The 20572-nt window shown below is 35.9% G+C and carries 17 protein-coding genes; 10 read left to right on the plus strand and 7 right to left on the minus strand.

Features of this window, described 5'->3' with window-relative positions:
* Positions 1 to 18 precede the first annotated feature (18 nt).
* Complete coding sequence (locus V179_RS31975) at positions 19 to 144, plus strand: hypothetical protein (protein WP_268745178.1); 126 nt, start codon at positions 19 to 21, stop codon at positions 142 to 144.
* 186 nt (positions 145 to 330) lie between these two features.
* Here V179_RS31975 and V179_RS31980 read toward each other — a convergent pair whose 3' ends face one another.
* On the minus strand, positions 331 to 504 hold the full coding sequence (locus tag V179_RS31980; protein WP_084552244.1) for an aspartyl-phosphate phosphatase Spo0E family protein: 174 nt from the start codon (positions 502 to 504) through the stop codon (positions 331 to 333).
* Positions 505 to 878: 374 nt separating this feature from the next.
* The gene (locus V179_RS0106775; RefSeq protein ID WP_028390814.1) at positions 879 to 1604 is read right to left on the minus strand and encodes a sulfite exporter TauE/SafE family protein; all 726 of its coding nucleotides are present in this window, start codon (positions 1602 to 1604) and stop codon (positions 879 to 881) included.
* Positions 1605 to 1697: 93 nt separating this feature from the next.
* Here V179_RS0106775 and V179_RS31985 point away from each other — a divergent pair, with 93 nt between their 5' ends.
* Positions 1698 to 1826, plus strand: coding sequence for a hypothetical protein (locus V179_RS31985; RefSeq protein ID WP_268745179.1), 129 nt, complete (start codon positions 1698 to 1700; stop codon positions 1824 to 1826).
* Between the two features lie 258 nt (positions 1827 to 2084).
* Here the strand turns inward: V179_RS31985 and V179_RS0106785 are convergent, their stop codons facing one another.
* Positions 2085 to 2528: a carboxymuconolactone decarboxylase family protein gene (locus tag V179_RS0106785; RefSeq protein WP_028390815.1), complete on the minus strand. Its 444-nt coding sequence runs from the start codon at positions 2526 to 2528 to the stop codon at positions 2085 to 2087.
* A gap of 154 nt (positions 2529 to 2682) precedes the next feature.
* On the opposite strand from V179_RS0106785, the gene V179_RS0106790 reads away from it, so the two are divergent.
* From V179_RS0106790 to V179_RS0106805, 3 genes are all read left to right on the plus strand, one after another.
* Entirely contained in the window at positions 2683 to 2913 is a 231-nt protein-coding gene (locus V179_RS0106790) for a hypothetical protein (RefSeq protein WP_028390816.1), read from the plus strand.
* A 722-nt stretch (positions 2914 to 3635) separates the two neighbouring features.
* Positions 3636 to 4370 carry a type II toxin-antitoxin system SpoIISA family toxin gene (locus V179_RS0106800; RefSeq protein WP_028390817.1) on the plus strand — a complete coding sequence of 245 codons (735 nt, stop codon included), beginning with the start codon at positions 3636 to 3638 and terminating at the stop codon, positions 4368 to 4370.
* Positions 4371 to 4387: 17 nt separating this feature from the next.
* Positions 4388 to 4567, plus strand: a complete 180-nt coding sequence (locus tag V179_RS0106805) for a hypothetical protein (RefSeq protein ID WP_028390818.1) — start codon at positions 4388 to 4390, stop codon at positions 4565 to 4567.
* 400 nt (positions 4568 to 4967) lie between these two features.
* Here the strand turns inward: V179_RS0106805 and V179_RS0106815 are convergent, their stop codons facing one another.
* Both V179_RS0106815 and V179_RS0106820 read right to left on the minus strand, forming a co-directional pair.
* Entirely contained in the window at positions 4968 to 5675 is a 708-nt protein-coding gene (locus V179_RS0106815; protein WP_028390820.1) for a DUF3298 and DUF4163 domain-containing protein, read from the minus strand.
* Between the two features lie 98 nt (positions 5676 to 5773).
* Positions 5774 to 6055: a hypothetical protein gene (locus V179_RS0106820; protein WP_028390821.1), complete on the minus strand. Its 282-nt coding sequence runs from the start codon at positions 6053 to 6055 to the stop codon at positions 5774 to 5776.
* 250 nt (positions 6056 to 6305) lie between these two features.
* Between V179_RS0106820 and V179_RS0106825 the strand changes: the two genes are divergently transcribed.
* The 3 genes from V179_RS0106825 to V179_RS27235 all read left to right on the plus strand — a co-directional run bounded on the left by V179_RS0106825 (position 6306) and on the right by V179_RS27235 (position 10857).
* A complete protein-coding gene (locus V179_RS0106825) occupies positions 6306 to 7151 on the plus strand; it encodes an SDR family oxidoreductase (protein ID WP_028390822.1) in 846 nt (281 codons plus the stop codon).
* Positions 7152 to 7557: 406 nt separating this feature from the next.
* Positions 7558 to 8511 (plus strand): TRM11 family SAM-dependent methyltransferase, encoded by a 954-nt coding sequence (locus tag V179_RS0106830; protein WP_028390823.1) that lies wholly within the window; start codon positions 7558 to 7560, stop codon positions 8509 to 8511.
* Positions 8512 to 9489: 978 nt separating this feature from the next.
* The gene (locus V179_RS27235; RefSeq protein WP_034300858.1) at positions 9490 to 10857 is read left to right on the plus strand and encodes an alanine/glycine:cation symporter family protein; all 1368 of its coding nucleotides are present in this window, start codon (positions 9490 to 9492) and stop codon (positions 10855 to 10857) included.
* 232 nt (positions 10858 to 11089) lie between these two features.
* Here the strand turns inward: V179_RS27235 and V179_RS0106840 are convergent, their stop codons facing one another.
* Both V179_RS0106840 and V179_RS0106850 read right to left on the minus strand, forming a co-directional pair.
* Complete coding sequence (locus tag V179_RS0106840) at positions 11090 to 12418, minus strand: oligosaccharide flippase family protein (protein ID WP_028390824.1); 1329 nt, start codon at positions 12416 to 12418, stop codon at positions 11090 to 11092.
* 759 nt (positions 12419 to 13177) lie between these two features.
* Positions 13178 to 14080 carry a LysR family transcriptional regulator gene (locus V179_RS0106850; protein ID WP_028390825.1) on the minus strand — a complete coding sequence of 301 codons (903 nt, stop codon included), beginning with the start codon at positions 14078 to 14080 and terminating at the stop codon, positions 13178 to 13180.
* A gap of 423 nt (positions 14081 to 14503) precedes the next feature.
* Here V179_RS0106850 and gltB point away from each other — a divergent pair, with 423 nt between their 5' ends.
* Entirely contained in the window at positions 14504 to 19054 is a 4551-nt protein-coding gene (gltB, locus tag V179_RS0106855; protein ID WP_028390826.1) for a glutamate synthase large subunit, read from the plus strand.
* A 16-nt stretch (positions 19055 to 19070) separates the two neighbouring features.
* The gene (gltD, locus tag V179_RS0106860; protein WP_028390827.1) at positions 19071 to 20552 is read left to right on the plus strand and encodes a glutamate synthase small subunit; all 1482 of its coding nucleotides are present in this window, start codon (positions 19071 to 19073) and stop codon (positions 20550 to 20552) included.
* Positions 20553 to 20572: the final 20 nt, after the last annotated feature.

Below are 20572 nucleotides of genomic sequence, written 5' to 3' on the forward strand. Positions count from 1 at the left end.
ATGAAGGGAGCGATCGATTTGGAAATCAAAGATAGCTCCCTTTATGAAGGTGGCGGGGTTATCCTAAACAGACGGCTCGAATTCTCTGGGTATATTGAAAATGTTTCACTAGCAAAAAAGCAGTATTATATTCGGTTTACATAGAATCCGATTGATGAATTCAGTGAAAAGAAGTGGGTTGATTTCAACCGCGTTGATCTCTATGAATTACCACTTGAAGAAGAAGATTTATTTTTCATGATGGATTTCCCTTTAGATATAAAGGGAAGGCGGTTGTTTGATGAGTTGCAGGAAAGATTACCATAACAATTGCCCTTTTGAAAAGTAATACTAATAAGTTGATTTAACCATACGTTGATACTGATAAATCATCTTGTCTAGTTCTTGACTATATTTAATAGTTTCGGGACTAGAGATTCCATTTTCCATACCAGATTTTATCATTTGATTTTTTAATATATTAATATTTTTGTATAATACTGTGCGTTTTAAGTGTTTTAACATAATAGATTTTCTCCTAAAAATTAAGTATTCTTGAAAATTATGCAATAAATTGAAGTGGATTGGAATGCGTTAGACCTCTAATTTACGAAAAATTAATAATTTATTTACACTAATTTTACAATTTCAATAGTTAACATAAGACACAACCCAGGAGAGTGGATTTCATTGGTAAACAAATATATTAAACGATAAAGAGAGAATGATTTTACTTATGCTAATTGACAGTGTCATAGAAGTTTGGGTATTCATACTGTAATTTACAATCCGAATAAGCTTTGATTTAAGTAAACAGAAAAAGACCTTCTATATGAAGGTCTTAAATCATAGAGCAAATGAGATTTGATACTGATTTAGGACTCTATTATCCAGTAAAGTCAACGGGATAAGATACTATCTATTAATAAGAAAATCCCAGTACACCCTAAAAGGATATATGTAAAGATCCCAAATATTTTTTGATTAAGATGTTTAAATAGAACTTGTCCTATTATTAATCCGATAAATACAGCAGGAATGGCATACAAACTTGAACGCCAAATACTCATATCTGTTCCAGTTAAAAAAATCTGCGAAACAAGACTAATGAAATATATAAATAAATAAAATGCTAATGTTGTGGCTCTTGTTTTTTCTTTTACAGTATTTGTTCCAGCAAAATATATTAGTAATGGTGGTCCAGGCATACCGATACTTATTGTTAAAAGACCAGATATACCACCTATAAAATAATCTCTCGTTGTAGTTGATTTAAATCTAATATTGAAAAATAGCATTAAAGTTAATATTAATAAAATGATACTTATGATAATTTTAAAAGTACTAATATCAATAGATAAATAAACTAACCCACCAAATGGAAGACCAATAATGCTTCCTAAAACTAATTTTTTTAATAAATGTATATCAATATCCTTTTTGAGTTTCATTATTAAAGCACCAGAGATAATTAATGAAAGGATAATATTTATTTGGATGGCTTCTTGAGGTTTAAATAGCATTAATAAGAAAGGTGTGGCCATAATCGAAAATCCAAAACCTGTACTTGTTTGTAAAATGGATGCCACGAATATTATACAAATATATACAAAGAAATCCTCCAAAGCTATACCTCCTAATAATAATATGACCATATATTCGGTTTTATTAGACTTTATCAAAAAAACAAAGGTAAATACAGATGGAAGTTGAGAGTGATGCATAGGGAATGTAGGTATTATGACACTGGATTTCTCCTTGTATCAGTAGACGGAGATGTTGCATGTGCTGGTTGTGGTGCTGAAAGGGAGACTGCCAAAATTCTTGATGAAGATGAAGAAGAATAGTTCGTAGTCCGAATATACGGTTGACACATACTATGCCATTGGAGTTATTAATCTTGAATATTAGCTATTTTATAAAATTATGTAGCAAGGCATTTTCAGGGAGGGTGTTTACTAAAATGTATTTTGCCTTGCTCTGATATTAATTTTCACTATTTTTAGAATGAATTATACAAAAGTTAGAAAACTCATTTTGGTAAAAATTGTACAACAAAATAATAAAAAAAAGAACACCATAGGATGTTCGTTAAGTTAAGAAAATTAAATCTTTGTTGGTGTTTGACCCACAGCAATAGAGATTCTATTCCAACTGTTTATTTGATTAATAATAAGAACTAGATCAACATATTGTTTCTCATCATAATGTTCTCGGACACGGTTGTGTAAGTCATCAGGAACTCGTTTTGTTGATATCAAGGTAATATGCTCAGTAAGTTCTAAAGCAACTTTTTCTTCAGGTGAATAAAAATCGCATTCTTCCCAGGCATTTAAACAATAAATTCTTTGTTCAGTTTCCCCCAACTTACGAGCATCGGATGTATGCATATTGATGCAGTTAGCACAACCGTTAATTTGAGAAGCCCTAATTTTGATCAACTCTCTAGTAGTTTGATTAATTGAAGACATTTTAGTGTACTTCTCCATATCTAACATAATCTTCATTGCATCTGGTGCAATATCATTGTTGGAGATGCGTAGACTCATAAGGAACAACCCCTTAGCGTTAAGATAATATTTTATTATACTTGCGGACGAACATTAATAGAACTTTTTTAGACATTTATATTCAAGAGAAATTTAGTGTATTTTCTTCGCAGTTCGTATAAACAGGGAATGTGGGAATTTATTCGAAATAGAAGTGGGTAAAGAAGCTGAAGAATTCTGTCTAGCTACTAAAAATGGATGGGCTAAATTAGCTGGGCATTCAATCAATGTAGGTCAGTACCAATTTAGTGTAGTACCTTTAAAAAATATTTTTAGAGTATCTGAAATAAATTCTGGTGCCAAAATTTTAGATGTACCAGTTCCGAAAGCAGTTGAATCAAATGAAGATACAACTACATTTATTGAAATTATAGTCGGGGCGTAGCTAGTTTCATTAATTAATTGTGTAACTGAAAAAGAACCTGGTCTGCTCGATAGAACAATTGAGCAAACCGGCATATGAGACGTGTGGCGAAAACCCACTCCTGAAAATAGTTGATGTAGCACAGTACCACTCGGGTAAATTAGATTTGCACATTGTGAAAGAAAAAGTCATTAACAGAGCAAGGCTCACTGGTGGATTTCCATATATGACTAACACCTTGCCCTATAACTAATATATTGTTCTTGAATATTTTCTGTTACACCTATAATAAGGGGGGATTTTAATGAGTTAGGTAAAAGTTTGGTATTTGACTGAAAATGAACGTCTTGCTTATATTGAAAAAATCCGATTAGATCTTAAATGTCAACTGGTAAGTCGGGAAAAGCTTATGAACGCGAATCAAATTTTGGGTTTCCATCCTTTAAGTATGAATAAAGTAGTCTAAAGAAATCCGAACTATTTAAGGATGTCCCAAAAGGGTCTAACTACATTCTCTATACACAGTTCATAGTGATTACTTACGCTTGATTAATACTGTGATGCGAGGTTGATTCTTATTGTTGGGGATATCCTTTTTGTTTAAATTATTGCTGATTTTTCATAGAATGTATCACAATAATGTTGGCTTTTCTTTTATCAATTTGAACTTGTGAGTAAAGCTGTCTTTCCCTTTGCATATAAATTCCTTATGATAAGTATAAGGGGAGTAAAGGGGGATTTTGATGTTATTGTTTTTCAAAATTTTTGTATGGTCGATATTTGCCGCTTTGGTCGGCTATGTCATTTTATCTTGGAAATATCAGGAGCAAATTAGGTATAAAATAGAAGTAATTAGGAAAACATGGTATCTTTTATTCGTTTTAGGTGCGATCATTTATTGGAGTATGTATCCTAAAAGTATTTTTGTTAATTGGAATTATTATTTAATTATTGCCCTCGTATTTGTATTGATTGATATGTTTGTGTTTCTTAGTATGTACTTTACAAAAATCGGTGATCACGAATTATCTTTTGCATCAAAGGCTGTCGCTGAGAGTGATCAAATAATTACGGATAATCGGGAGAAATTGAAGAATATGTTTCAACTTTTAAAGAAAGAGGGGATACCAGAATATTATCAAACTAATTCGGAATATTTAGCATATTTAGGAATCCTTCTTCAAGCTTATGTTGAGAAAGACGGAATGAATGTCCAAATCCTCCCTTTTAGAACAGAAGAGGAGAAGCAATTGGCGTTAAATGGATATCCTCACTTGAATGAAAGCGCCATCCGTGCTACATTGGAAAGAGAAGATACGTACTATAATGATAATGAAAAGATGGCACTTCATCCTGTAAGTCTATTAACAGATCCTTTTATTATAAAAATAAAATCTCGAAATTTTGTATCAGAAGTGGATTGTTTACTGATTGCTTTATTGATTATGATGTTCGATATGGTCATAAAACAAAGGTAAAAGGCGGTGAAGGATCAATGAGTATTTATAGCAAAGCCAATAAAAATGACATCGTTGTTGTAAGAAAGCCAAAGGTGAAAATTCCAGATGTAAGTTTAAGCCCACATACAAAAAAGGTTATGGAACAAAATGAACGCATTATGCTGAATTATAAGGCTAAAGCACCTAGATTAAAACGATTACGAGAAATATGGTAAGTAAATAGAGGATGTCCCTAAAGAAGTGTCAAGATCCCACTCTTATTACATGCAGTGAAAGTACCATCAAAAACTGTGTAATGAGTGCATGGTCAGACTCTTATGGGATATCCTTATTTTTTCATCGTTTTTATCTTTTTACATATACTAAAAAAAATATGTATGGCGGAGTGAGAACTAATAAAATGAATAAAAAACCCGAGAGAGTAAACATCCCTGCACCTACAACATCTCCATCGGATAGAAAAATTCATCAGCAAAATGAATCTGTAAGAAAAATTCTAAGAAGATTAAAAGAAAAGCGCTGGATTTTTGGAAAATGAATCTTTTGTAACAATATTCCCAGTTGTACCATCAGTGGGGATGAAAAAAACCACTGATGGGAGATGGGAATTTCTCATCAATGATAAATAGTACTAGGAATGATAATCACTGGTTGTCCAGAAGAATAAGGTGCTATTTCATACGATTGAAATAGCAGTGCGATTCCATCATCTACAAAATAAAATGCGTGATCTTTGGTCACTTTTAAGGCATTTAATGTCTCACTGTCAGTAAAAAATACATCAGGATGCTTTTGGATATATTCTTTGACGTAATTTGAAATCTTTGCATAACTATTTTCTTTTATAATAATGTCATCAAGTTTATATTGTTTTCCATTTTCTGTATTGAAATTATAAGCCGTGACTATTGTATTACCATGGGCTCCACCAGAAAATTGATAATCATACATCAATATGCTGATTTTGTGATCTTTATTAAACAAAACTTTATAACTCGAATTATACTCATATTGACACGCAGAGGGAGCTTCTTTGCAAAGGGGCTCGCCTTGGATTTTTTCCATGGACTTTTTTAAATTCTGAAAGTTATCATAAGAATTTTGAATATGTTTATTGAAAATAGCATTGATTTTGTTTTGTGCTGTTTTATTAATTAACTTTGATAACTGGGGGAAAGTTAAAAAATCCAAATCTTTATATTTGTATGTTATCACTTTAACTGGAGCATCGGCATAGGTTTTTACTGTAGATAATGTGAAGAAATTCATTAGGAAAAAGATACTCATCAACAATAAAGCTCTCATTACAAATGTTTTTCTCATAGAATGCCTCCAATAATTTGATCTATACTATTTTGATTAGTATTTATTACTTGGATGTTCTTTATCCTATGAGAAAAAAGATAAACAAAAAAATGAGTTTATTTTTGATCAATAAAAAACTCACCATTAAATAAATTATATGATTCATCTTCAAATGGTTCATCATGTAAAATCGGTTCCGCATCATTTCCTTTTCTTCGGCGATTCAGATTTGTGAATTCAGCTTCAAGAAAATCTGCTTGTTGGTGTGAAAGTTTAATGGTAACTTCATTATTGTTTTCATCTGCAGCTTTAAAAAGAACGTAACTATCGACTGAATCACGTAAAGTCACGTTGCTTAAAGTTATGTTCATATTAGTAAGTTCGTATCTGGCTTTCATAATAAAAAGAATCCTCCGATTGCACTTTAATAGTAGATGTCAATTATAGTTTACTTTATCATAGGTAAAGTGAAACATCCATCAGCGGTTTTTTCTTCCTGTTCAATCGGGATACATACAATGGTTCCCTAGTGAAATAAGATGAAGGAATGGAAAAAGTACTGTTATTAATGTGGTAAGTATACATAGATGTAAAGCTTTGATATTAGTAATACGGACTAAATCGGTACATTCGAAAGGGTGCGAGTCTATGGGAAAGAAAATTGCAATTGTAACGGGTTCAGCAAGTGGGTTTGGATTATTAACTTCATTGGAGCTTGCCAAGCAAGGATTTCAAGTAATGGCTACGATGAGAAATAAGGGTAAAAAGACGGAATTAATAGAGAGAGCAGAGATGGCAGGAATCGCTGATCGGATAGAAATCTATGAACTGGATGTTACGTCTGAAGACTCTATACGGCGATTCAAAATCAATATTGAAATGCATGGGAGAGTAGATGTATTAGTGAATAATGCTGGATATGCCGGTGCCGGATTTGTAGAAGACATTCCAATTGATGAATATAGACAACAGTTTGAAACAAATGTTTTGGGCGTAATTGCTATAACTCAAACGGTACTTCCTTATATGAGAGAACAAGAGAACGGGAAAATTATAATAATTAGTAGCATCAGTGGTAAAATGGGTTTCCCAGGACTATCTCCCTATGTATCTTCGAAGTTCGCAATTGAAGGCTTTAGTGAATGCCTTCGTCTTGAGTTAAAACCTTTTGGAATAGATGTTTCCCTCATTGAACCAGGCTCATATAAAACCAATATTTGGACTAACGGAAAACATATAACAGAAAAATCTTTACATAAAAATTCCCCATATCATGAATATCTCGTAAAAATGGAAAACTATCTAAAGCAAAATGAAACCTCGTATGGAGATCCAAAGGATGTTGCAAAAAAGGTTGCTAAGCTAGCGATAAGCAAAGAAATGAAGCTCCGCACTAAGATTGGCCGAGGCGTTAAAATAGGAATATTACTAAAGAGCATACTTCCATGGAAGGTTTGGGAGAGAATGGTTTTAACGCGATTGGATAAGTATTAACAGAGTTTTTCCGCATGAAGGGGGTAAGTAAGACCCTACTTCTCAAGGCTAACAGGAATCGGAGAAGCATAGGTGGGGGACAGCTGCCCGAAATAGCCCGATTGGTGAGATACAGTGAAACTTACCGATGCGTGAGCAGAGGTTTAGTTGAGGCCCACAGGATGTGGGTCACACAGACGTTGCCGCAGGACTCGGCGAACTTAGTCTGTGATTCATTGATTCGGGTTCATACTGACGATTGATCGAAGCGAAAGCGAAGATCTTAGCGACAGTAGAACGGGACTAACAATCAGTGGGGGATGAAGAAACCCCCCACTGATTGAAGTTTCACTTTATTTTGCTTTTCCATTCTTTAAAGGATAAGGTTAAGAGAAGAAAGATTTTATCTATAAAGGGTGGGAACAGATTGAATAAACATAAGCGAATGCCAGCTTTTATATATACTTATGCATGTCGGATGGATGAACGCGCATTATGTCAGATGGAAATGCGCTCCTTATTTGGTATTGAGACGAAAATGAATATTTTAAAAACGGATGTTAAAGTCAATCCGAGCCGAAGTCCTTTTATCAAAGAAAGGATTGAAGTCCTCTTCGAAGGGAATGACTTATCGGAAATCCTAGATCAGGTTCAATCTATAGAATTGTATGAATCAACATTCAAAGTTATTTTTGTGAAAATTAATGACCTTGATAAATCGGAGAAAATTGAATATAAAGAACGTCGTAGTATAGAACGCGAATTAGGTTTGCGAATCAATGGAGAGTTCGATTTCTATCAACCTGATTATGAGTACGGCATAGTTACTATGGCTGGGCGATGGTATTTTGGAATCTATCGAAAGAGTGAGTCGATTTGGTTCCATCATCAAAAAAAACCTCATGAATATTCGACTGCACTTAGTACACGTGTAGCAAGAGCTATAACTAATATTGCTATACCGAATCCTGATGGAGTTCAAGCAATTGATCCGTGTTGTGGTATTGGAACAGTGTTGGTAGAAGCACTTTCGATGGGAATTGATATTGTTGGCCGTGATATTAATCCACAGATAATAGAAGGAATAAACGAAAACCTTCGCTATTTCGGTTTTGAAGGAGATGTATCATGTGGTCCAATTTCCGAGATATCAGAGTATTATGATGTAGCCATTATCGATTTGCCATATAATTTGTATACACATACTACACTTGAGAATCAACTATCTATCCTAAAGCATGCACGACGTATTGCTAGAAAATTAGTTGTGATTTCGATAGAAACAATCGACCAGATGATTGAAGATACTGGATTAGAGATTATTGATCGATGTATAGCGAAAAAAGGATTATTTTCAAGACAGATTTTAGTATGTGAATAAGGCTCTTATACATAATGGATAGAGGTACGTAAAACGGTTTAATGAGCATAGTGATTAACGATTTTTCTCATTTAATAGAGTAAAACTCATTTCATCCCACATTAACGGGAAGTAAGACTCCCATCTGGAGACTTAGCAGAATCGAAGAAGCTTAGGTGGGGGGATGAAGAACCCCCCACTGTTTGAAGTTCACTTTATTAGGCTGCCCCATTATACGAAATTAACGGTATGTAGAGTTCAAGTTAGACTCTTTTGGGACAACCTTTTTCTTCTTAATATCCTGATAATCTATATTTATCATTTTCTGTTATACTACTACAATATTTGTTATGAATATAAATGGTGATGACTAGATTAAATCTATAACAGGATTAGGCTTTATTTTTTCATCTAGCTTTTGCTTCTAAAACCATTAAACAATAAAATGACAAGTTGATAAAGTGTAATAAAACCTTATTTTTGATATTGTACAAATAGTTTTCGTGGAATATAATAGTACAAATAGAGTGTAATTGAAGGAGGAGCTTTATTGATTATCTAACAAATTTCATTATATTTATTGAAAGGACCTCACTTATTTATTTTATTATTTGGACTAGAATTTTCAAATCTATCATTTTTAACAGTAAACAAGAAAGATACGGTAATTATCATAATCTTATATTTTTTTCGCGTTAAAATTCAGAACATTATAAATTATCACTCTAATTTATCGTTTGATTTATTGTTTTGTCAAATAATTTTATTGGCACCTGAGGAATTATTATCATTGGTTATCAAGCGTATGAAATTATCTAATTTAAAGTCTTGGAGTCATGTTGCATCTCACTTAAGCAGCACTGAAAATGCTGAAATAAATCACAAGTAACAGCTATCACTTCTTTATTTAATGTGTTTTTTCAGTATAAAAATGAAAATTAACAGGAAATACTCTGTACCCAGCTCGTTATTATTTTAAAGAGAAAGGAACGTGAAACTATGACTGAGTTTATGACTAAATTAAGTGACATAATTTGGGGACCTCCACTACTAATTTTATTAGTAGGAACTGGGGTTTATTTAACGCTTCGAATATCTTTCCTCCAGTTTAGTAAACTACCATATGCATTAAAACTTGCTTTTTCTAAGAACCAAGATCATTCTTCAGAAGGTGATATCTCTCATTTTCAATCATTAATGACAGCTTTGGCTGCTACAATAGGTACAGGTAATATTGCGGGTGTAGCTACTGCCGTTGTTTTAGGTGGTCCAGGTGCTGTGTTCTGGATGTGGGTTACAGCACTTGTTGGGATGGCAACTAAGTACGCTGAAGCGATTCTTGCAGTTAAATATCGAACGATTGGAAAACGTGGTGAAATGGCTGGTGGACCCATGTATTATATTGAAAGAGGATTAGGATGGAAATGGTTGGCTATTCTATTTGCTCTTTTTGGTGCCATCGCTGCTTTTGGAATAGGTAGTACAGTTCAATCCAATTCTGTTGCTGCTGCAGTTGAGTCTAGCTTTGGTCTAAACCCTTGGATTACGGGTGTAATTTTAACGATTGCAACTGCCCTTGTTATATTGGGTGGTATTAAAAATATTGGTAAAGTTACAGCATACTTTGTACCGATTATGGCCATTTTTTATGTTGTAGGTGGACTAGTTATCATTTTATTTAATATAACGGAAGTTCCTGCAGCTTTAGCTTTGATTATTAAAGATGCGTTTACAGGGGAAGCGGTAGCAGGAGGCGCCATTGGTGCAGTTATCCGATATGGTGTAGCACGAGGAGTTTTCTCAAATGAAGCGGGTATGGGATCTGCTCCAATTGCCGCAGCCGCAGCTAAGACCGATCATCCAGGGCGGCAGGCTCTTATTTCGATGACTGGAACTTTTCTTGATACGATCATCGTGTGTTCAATAACTGGCATCACGTTAGTAATGGGTGGATTATTTACAGAAAGCAAATTATCTGGCGCTGCTTTAACTACCAAAACTTTTGATCTGATGCTTCCAGGAATTGGCGGGTGGATTGTTACGATTGGCATTATCTTTTTTGCTTACTCCACTGTATTAGGATGGGCTTATTATGGAGAAAAGTGTTTTGAATACTTATTTGGAATAAAATCGATTATGTGGTACAGAACTTTTTACACTTTATCTGTATTTGTAGGTGCTGGTATGAGCCTTGGCTTAGTGTGGACCATTGCTGATGTATTTAATGGATTAATGGCGATACCGAACTTGATTGCTCTTGTCGCACTAGCGGGAGTTGTTGTATCAGAAACTAAAGACTTCAATAAAATATTGGCACAGGAAAAAAGAGAGAAAAAGAAAAATGTTGATATTACACATTCCACATAAGATATAGAATATGAAAAAAGCTATCAAAAGATATCCTTTTGATAGCTTTTTTGTTGTCTTAGTATATGGTTAGGACATTCTATGGTTTTAACCAAGTGAAACGTATTTTATTATTTGGCATTACCGATATTGATTCGTTTCAAAAATATTTCATTACACTTTTCAATCTTTTTAAAGGTATTCACTATTGGATTTGAATTTGTAGATCCATATTTAATAGTGAGCTAAATTGTTAAATGACATTTTGTCTAGGCTTCGTTAACCAAATTGAAATCCCAACTTTTTTGCAAATCGTTACATAATGCATCGCGGTTAATAAAACAGCACCTGTGTTCATGCCCAAAATAACACCAATCATATTTAAAAAGGATTGAGATCCTAATAGATACATAAGCATAAATGAGATGATGTGGGACCATACAGTATGGATGAATGCGTCTTTCACTAATCCTAAACCGATTAAATAAGCCTGCATCGGGATAATGAAGAAGTGGAATAAGAAATAAGGCCATAAAAGTTTAAGGTAGACCGCTGCTGTAGTTGACGAAAAAAAGAGTGCAGTTAGAGGTTCTGAAAATACATACATAATAAAGACAGCAGGTAATCCATAAAGTAGTGTTAAGGACATGGATTTTTGCAATAAATTTCTTAATTTTTGATAATCTTGTTTGGCATAGGCATCCGATACATTTGGAATGAGCATAATCATCAATGAATGAGCAATAAAAGCGGGGAAAAAGCCAATTGTCATGGCTACTCCCATCAACATTCCAAAATGTTCAGTCGCCATAACCGCGCCGAACCCAGCTGATAGTAAAGCTGAGTGGATTAAAAAGGGCTGGATGGCATTGGTAATGGCGTGAAAAATGCGAAGTCCTACGGTTGGTACTGATACTGCAAGCAGTTTGTAACGTGCATGTTTACCTGAAATCAACGTATTTGAAACTTTTCTCATTGTTTGCATTTGAATGATAAATAAGCTAATCAAATAGAGAAATACAATGAATTCACTGGCAATTAATATAGTCAACGCGCTTAGTAGTGATTTTTCTTGGTCAAATTGTAGAAAATGAAAGATAAGCAAAAGCAGTAGAAATTGAGATCCTTTTTTCAAAAAGTTTGAAAAGGCGATTTTCCCCATTTCTTGAACGCCCATGAAATACCCTCTTGCAATCGTTGAAATAGCTGCAATTGGGATTAACCCGATTAATAGCCACTTTACATATGGATGAAAATTATCCAAAACATTCGAAAATAATACAACGATAAATGTTAACAAAAGTGTGATCAGGATTGCATATCCTGCTAATTTAAGTGCATGTTGCAGTAAATTATAATGAAGTTTTGATTTATTTTCAGCAACAAATTTCGATATAGAAACCTGTAATTCGAAGCCGGAAATAATATAAACTAAGAAAATGATTGGCAGTATGGACATATAAAGACCCATTCCTTCTTCACGAAGTTCTCTAGCGAGGATCATATTGACAAAAAACTCAATACATTCTCCAAAGAACGCTGCAACAATCAATATGATGGTTCCTTTGTAAAAAGATTTCATGTTGACTCACTCCCAATAGGTCTTTGTATAAAGATATGAGACATGCTTTGGAATATTCGTATGAGAATATCAGTTTACCTATCCATCTTTCGGTTATTAACTACTTTTTTAGGTGAGAAAAGATTTTTCTGATAAAAGGAAACGATTGGATGGGAATTGGAACGTGTACCTGCTTGATTTGTGCATACTAAACATGAGGTGAAAAATGAAAAAAACTTTTCAAATTTCATTGTTAGTAATCCTGTTACTCTCATCTCCAGTAAAGGGGAGCTATACTTGATTCAGAATGTCCAAAGGTAAAAAGTCTAAAAAAAACCACCGAAAATGAAAAAAGTGAACTAATCCGTTCTTTGGTTGCTATTATTCCTGATGTTTATGGGACAAGTTCTGAATATAAAGAATGGAGTGTTGAAGTATTGAAACCTATGCCAGTTTTGACCGGGTTTGAGCAAACTTATTATAAAATAGCGATTAATTTTTGCCGGGATGACGTAGCGAATCATTCTTGGTTTGTCAGGCTAAGGTTTCCGAGATTGCTACCAGCTCAAAGTGCTTCTGTAGGAGAGCTATTTATAGTAAAAGACATCAACAAATGTTGGGTCCCTTGGTTTCAATATCATTAAATGAGTAGATTAAAAGATTATATATAATACGTTTCCACGACGGAAAAAGCAGAGGGAATCCCTTTGCTTTTGTCGTTTTAAAAGAGGTTGATATCTTTGGCTGTGAGCTTGCGCATATATAGATTTATAAACAAACTTAACGATAATGCTCCAACAATGAAAAGAATTCTTTAACAAATTGATAAAAAACTTGCTCAGTTGGTGCCAAGCTTCTATTTTTAGAAGAGATAATTCCTACGGTTCTTTGTACTTGTGGAGTATCAATCGGTATTTTTACTGTGAAGCGAGGTGTAGTGTCATAAAGAGTACCATCTGGTAAGATGCTTAGACCTATACCAGCTGAAACGAGACCTTTTATCGCATCCATATCTTCTCCCTCCGCAATGATGTTTGGTGCAAAACCTGCTTGTAAACAAGCATCTACTGCTATTTTTTGAAGAACATATCCTTTTGGAAATAATACGAAGTCATCGTTTCGTAAATCGCTAAGGGATAAGCTCTTTTTCTCTGCCAAAGGGTGGTTCTCAGGTACTAATGCAGAAAAACTTTCCGAAAATAAAATATCTGCTTTAATCTCCGGTTCATTTGTAGGAACAGGACCAAGCAATGCTAGTCCGATATCTCCGTTTTTAACAGAGTCGATTAAAGATGCATAGGATCCTTGTCGGAGATGATAGGAAACGTTCTGATATTTTGCTTTAAAAGCAGAAATAACCGTTGGTAGCGTATGATTCGCCAAGCTTGTTGGATACCCAATTTTTATCGTCCCGTTTTCTGGATCTAAGTACTCGTCAACCTTCTCTTTTGCATAATCGACAGCCTTGATGGCTGTTTTCGCGTGGATTAAGAAAATTTTTCCTATTTGGGTAAGTTTAACGTTTCTTCCAACTCGTTCAAATAAACTCACACCAAGTTCAGCTTCAAGTTTAGAAATTTGTAAACTTATTGCGGATTGTGCCACATGAAGATGGTCTGCAGCAGCTGTTACATGCTCCCGTTCAGCGACTTCTATAAAATAGATTAACTGACGCAGTTCCATGAATTTACCTCCTCGTATATTCTAATCCAAGATTGTTTATATCTAAATGATATATTATTTAAATCTATTTGAATACATACAATATCACGTAATTTGGTAATCTTTAAAAATTGATGAACCGCTGGGATCTATTGTTTTTTTGAAAATGTGAAAAAGTAACTTTTTTTGAATAAAGTCAAACCGCAATGAGTAGCGGTTACTGATCGTTAATACAGGATAAATCTTAAAATTTTGGTTAATTTCAATTGATAAAAAGTGATTGAGTTAGATTAATCAGAATATCGGGGTGTAATGTTCAAATCATTATAATTAATTATATAAAAACAATATGGTTTACATCTAAATGATATATTGTTTATATTGATTGGGAAAATTACAATAAAAAACAAAGATATTGGTAAAAAAGAAACGGGGGAGATAATCATGACCTTTAATCAACTACCAAAAGCGCAAGGTCTCTACCGTCCTGAATTTGAACATGATGCATGTGGAATTGGCTTATACGCTCATATAAAAGGCAACGCAACACATGATATTGTGAAAAAGGGACTTCAAATGCTATGTCAATTAGATCATCGTGGCGGCCAGGGAAGTGATCCACTTACAGGAGATGGTGCAGGATTAATGGTGCAAATTCCAGATGAATTCTTCCGTCAAGTTTGCCTAAACTTTCATTTGCCTGAAAAAGGGCGCTATGGCGTTGGAATGATCTTTTTTTCAAATGATCAAACCGAGCAAATAAAGATTGAGGCGCAAATAAACGACTTAGTTGAACGAGAGGGACAAATAATTCTAGGATGGAGAACTGTGCCAGTAGATGTCGGAATAATCGGAAAAAAAGCTATGAAAACATGCCCAATTATTCGCCAAGTTTTTATCAGAGCGAATATTGATATCCAGGATGACTTAGCATTTGAACGTAAATTATTTATTATTAGAAAACAAGCTGAACTATGGGCGAAAGAGAGTGAGTCACGTTTTTATTTTGCTAGCCTCTCCAGTAGGACGATTGTTTACAAAGGGTTACTGACTCCCAAACAAGTGGATGCGTTTTACTTGGATTTACAAAATGAGTCTTTTGTTTCTGCCTTCGTTCTCGTACATTCTCGTTTTAGTACGAATACATTTCCAAGTTGGGAAAGGGCGCATCCGAACAGATATCTCATCCATAATGGAGAAATCAATACTTTGCAAGGAAATATTAACTGGATGAAAGCCCGTGAACAAAAGCTTGTCTCTAAAGCATTTGGAGACGATTTATCGAAAGTGTTACCGATTATTGATATAAATGGCAGTGATTCATCGATGTTAGACAATGCATTGGAATTCTTGGTGCTTGCAGGCAGGAAACCAGCTCACGCAGCCATGATTCTTATTCCTGAACCTTGGACAAATAACCCTCATTTGTCGAATGAAAAGCGAGCATTTTATGAATACCACAGCTGTTTGATGGAACCTTGGGATGGTCCGACAGCCATATCCTTTACCGATGGGAGACAAATTGGGGCTGTTTTAGATCGTAATGGTCTACGTCCAGCGCGTTATTATGTGACAAAAGATGATCATATTATTTTCTCATCCGAAGTTGGTGTAATCAACGTGGAACCAGAAAATGTTTTATATAAGGAACGTTTGAGCCCGGGGAAGATGCTACTGATCGATCTAGAACAAGGACGGATAATTTCCGATGCAGAAGTAAAATCGGAACTGGCAGGGGCTTATCCGTATCAAGAATGGTTGGATGAACACCTTGTTCAATTAGATAATGAGGAACGAGAAGAAGTTGAAATCCCTGATTTGCTTTCACGGCAAAAAGCGTTTGGATACACGTATGAGGAAGTTATAAAATATTTGCTGCCAATGGTCATTGAGGGAAAGGATCCGCTAGGTTCAATGGGGAATGATAGTCCACTAGCAGTATTATCGGATTTTCCACAATCCCTTTTCAACTATTTTAAGCAATCCTTTGCTCAAGTCACCAATCCACCGATTGACTCAATTCGCGAGCAAATTGTTACTTCAACGATGACGCTGTTAGGCGCCGAAGGGAATCTGCTTCATCCAGATGAAACAAATTTTCGTAGGATTCAGCTTGAATCACCTATAATAACGAATAGTCAAATGAAGCAATTAAAAGAGATTCAAGACTTTAAGAGTGCGTATATAAACACTTTATTTTCGGAAAATTTAGAAAAAAGGATCGAGTGTATATTCCTAGAAGCAGATCAAGTAATAAATCAAGGTGCAAGCCTGTTAATATTATCCGATCGTTTTATGAATAAAGATGATGTTGCAATTCCTTCTTTATTAGTAGTAAGTGCCCTACATCATCATCTTATTAAACAAGGAAATCGCACGAAAGTAAGCATAATCGTTGAAGCCGGAGATGTAAGAGAGGTTCACCATTTTGCCGCACTTATTGGGTATGGTGCGGATGCGATCAACCCCTATCTCGCTTATGCTACTTATAAAGAGGCAATCTTAGATGGCAGTTTATTAGTTAGCTATAAAGAAGCGGTTAATAAGTATGTTAAAAGTGTTACCGATGGCGTCGTTAAAGTGATGTCAAAAATGGGTATTTCGACGGTACAAAGTTATCGTGGTGCACAAATTTTCGAAGCGGTAGGCATCGGTTCAAGTGTTATCAATCGTTACTTTTGCGGTACAACTTCACAAATTGGGGGCATTGATTTAAAAATTATTGCGGAAGAAGCTAGGATTCGTCATAAGAAGGCATTTATTGAATCGAGTGATGATACGTTAGATTCAGGAAGCGATTTTCAATGGAGGAAAGACGGTGAACACCATGCGTTTAACCCAAAGACGATTCATACCTTGCAATGGGCTACCCGCAAAGGTGATTATGAATTGTATAAACAATATTCCCATATGGCAAATGAGGAAAGGATTGGCTTCTTACGCAACTTATTTTCATTTGATCCATCACGTAAGGCAGTGCCAATTGAGGATGTAGAATCTGTTGATTCAATCGTCCGTCGATTTAAAACCGGTGCGATGTCTTTTGGTTCTTTAAGTAAAGAAGCGCACGAAACATTAGCGGTTGCGATGAATCGTTTAGGTGGTAAAAGCAACAGTGGCGAAGGAGGGGAAAGTTCAAGTCGTTATATCTTAGCCGAAAATGGCGATAACCGTCGAAGTGGCATAAAGCAAATTGCTTCAGGTCGCTTTGGTGTAAACAGCCATTATTTGGTCAATGCAGATGAATTGCAAATTAAAATGGCTCAAGGAGCGAAACCAGGTGAAGGAGGACAGCTTCCAGGTAATAAAGTGTATCCGTGGGTTGCAGAAGTGCGGGGTTCTACACCAGGTGTTGGACTCATTTCACCTCCACCGCATCATGATATTTACTCAATTGAAGATTTGGCACAATTGATTCATGATTTGAAAAACGCCAATCGTGATGCAAGAATCAGTGTGAAGCTAGTATCAAAAGCAGGCATAGGGACCATTGCAGCTGGAGTAGCTAAGGGAGCTGCAGATGTCATTGTTATCAGTGGTTACGAAGGCGGAACAGGTGCATCTCCTAAAACTAGCATTAAGCATACCGGGCTACCTTGGGAACTTGGTCTTGCAGAAGCACATCAAACATTAATACTGAATGGCTTACGTCAACGAGTCATTTTAGAAACGGACGGAAAGCTCATGACAGGTAAAGACGTTGTCATGGCTGCAATATTAGGCGCAGAAGAGTTTGGTTTTGCGACAGCGCCACTTGTAGTTCTAGGTTGTGTAATGATGCGCGCTTGTCATTTGGATACTTGTCCTGTTGGGGTTGCAACGCAAAATCCTGAGCTTCGGGCAAAATTTAGCGGGAATCCCGATCATGTTGTGAACTATATGCGTTTTGTTGCCCAAGAAGTACGTGAACTTATGTCAGAACTTGGATTTAAAACAGTTGAGGAAATGGTTGGTCGTACCGATGTCCTTCAAATAAGTGAGCGGACAAAGAATCATTGGAAAGCAAAATATTTGGACTTATCTACATTGTTATATCAGCCTGAAGGAATTCGTACGTTCCAAACACCTCAAAATCATAAGATTAATGAAACGCTAGATATTCTAGAAATTTTGCCAAACGTATTCCCTGCTTTAGAAGATCAGATACCAGTGGATATCACGCTTCCGATTTCAAATGTCAATCGTGTTGTTGGAACCATTGTCGGTAGTGAAGTGTCAAAGCGGTATGGAAAAGAAGGTTTACATGAAGATACAATTACACTTCGCTTTACAGGGTCAGCCGGGCAAAGTTTCGGAGCCTTTGTCCCAAATGGAATGAGTCTTCATTTAACTGGTGATGCGAATGACTATCTCGGAAAAGGACTATCCGGTGGAAAACTGATTGTGAAAGCACCCCATGAAGCACAGCTTGTAGCGTCTGAAAATGTAATTGCCGGGAATGTTGCTTTAATTGGTGCAACTAGCGGCGAAGTCTATATCAACGGTCTCGTTGGTGAACGTTTTGCAGTACGAAACAGTGGTGTAAACGTTGTAGTGGAGGGGATTGGCGAGCACGGATGTGAATATATGACTGGTGGATGCGCTGTTATTTTAGGGAACGTTGGGAAAAACTTTGCGGCAGGTATGTCAGGAGGAGTCGCTTACGTTCTTCCGGATAATCGTGATGAGTTTACGGCACTGTGCAATCAAGAGATGATTGAACTTTGTGCAATCGATGATCGACACGATGTTGCTATATTGTGGGAAATGATTCTTAGTCATTATATATACACGGGCAGTATTAAAGCGTGTAATGTTATTGAGAATTGGGATGATGTCGCTGAAAAATTCGTAAAAGTCATTCCGAAGGACTATAAGCGCATGTTGGAAAGTGTTCAAGATCAAAAGCTAACTGGTTTGACAGAAGAACAAGCTGTAATGGCTGCATTTCAAGCGAACGCTAGACGAGAGCAAAGAAAACCTGTTCAAACATTTGAAACAATGATGATGAAATAAGGAAGGAGAGGGGTACATGGGAAAAACAACAGGATTTATGGAATATACTCGTCAAAAGCCAAACGATAGAGATGCTTTTAAACGGTTAAACGACTGGGAAGAATATTCTTCTCCTTATTCTGATACGATGTTAAGTCAGCAAGGAGCGCGGTGCATGGACTGTGCCACACCTTTCTGCCATATGGGGATGGAAATACAAGGGATGACAACAGGTTGTCCCATTCACAATTTAATTCCAGAATGGAATGATTTAGTTTATCGAGAGAGGTGGAAGGAAGCGTTAGATCGTTTGCTTAAAACGAATAACTTTCCCGAATTCACAGGTCGAGTTTGTCCCGCTCCTTGTGAAGGGGCTTGTACAGTAGCCATTTCTGATCCAGCGGTCACTATCAAAAATATCGAGCGAACCATCATTGATAAGGGATTTGAAAAAGGATGGATCACAGCACGCATTCCAGATAAACGAACAGGGAAGAAAATTGCTATTATCGGCTCTGGACCTGCTGGTTTAGCAAGTGCCGATCAACTTAATCAAGCGGGTCACAATGTAACCGTCTATGAACGTTCAGACCGTGCAGGTGGATTATTAATATACGGCATTCCAAACATGAAGCTTAAAAAAGAAATTGTTGAGCGTCGAATACAATTATTAACTTTAGAAGGCATCAATTTCATCACAAATACGGAAGTTGGCAAAGACATCTCAGCTTGCGAACTTCAAAATGAGTTTGATGCCATTATCCTTTGCACAGGTGCTCAAAAACAACGTGATCTTGTGCTTCATGGCAGAGAGGCGAAAGGGATACACCTTGCAATGGATTACTTAACATCCACTACAAAAAGTTTACTAGATTCTAATTTTGAGGACGGCCAGTTCATTGACACAAAAGGCAAGGATGTAATTGTAATCGGAGGTGGAGATACAGGAGCTGACTGTGTCGCTACCGCTCTTCGTCAAAATTGTCGTAGTGTCGTGCAATTTGGCAAGCACCCAAAGTTACCGACATCTCGTACGCCTGAAAATATGTGGCCAGCATATCCAAACGTCTTTACTCTTGAATATGCGTATGAAGAAGCCGAAGCGAAATTTGGTGTCGATCCACGTGAATATTCCATTCAGACGAAGAAAATTGTTGCAGATGAAAAGGGAAATGTAAAAGAGCTTCACACAATTCAAATGAAAAAATCAAAAGATAATAATGGGAATTATTTCTACAAAGAAATTCCGGGATCCGAAAAAATATGGCCCGCACAATTGGTCTTCATCGCAATTGGGTTTGAAGGAACAGAAGAACCGTTATTAACTCAATTCGGTGTAGAAATAACGAATCAAAAAATCAATGCTGCCTATGGCGATTACAAAACAAACATCGATGGTATTTTTGCTGCAGGTGATGCTAGAAGGGGGCAAAGCCTCATTGTATGGGCGATTAATGAAGGTCGAGAAGTTGCACGTGAAGTAGACTGTTATTTAATGGGAAGTTCGGTATTGTCTTAAGTTCAAAAGGTGGGTATCTC

It is taken from the genome of Bacillus cihuensis, assembly GCF_000504145.1.
GTDB lineage: Bacteria > Bacillota > Bacilli > Bacillales > DSM-1321 > Peribacillus > Peribacillus huizhouensis.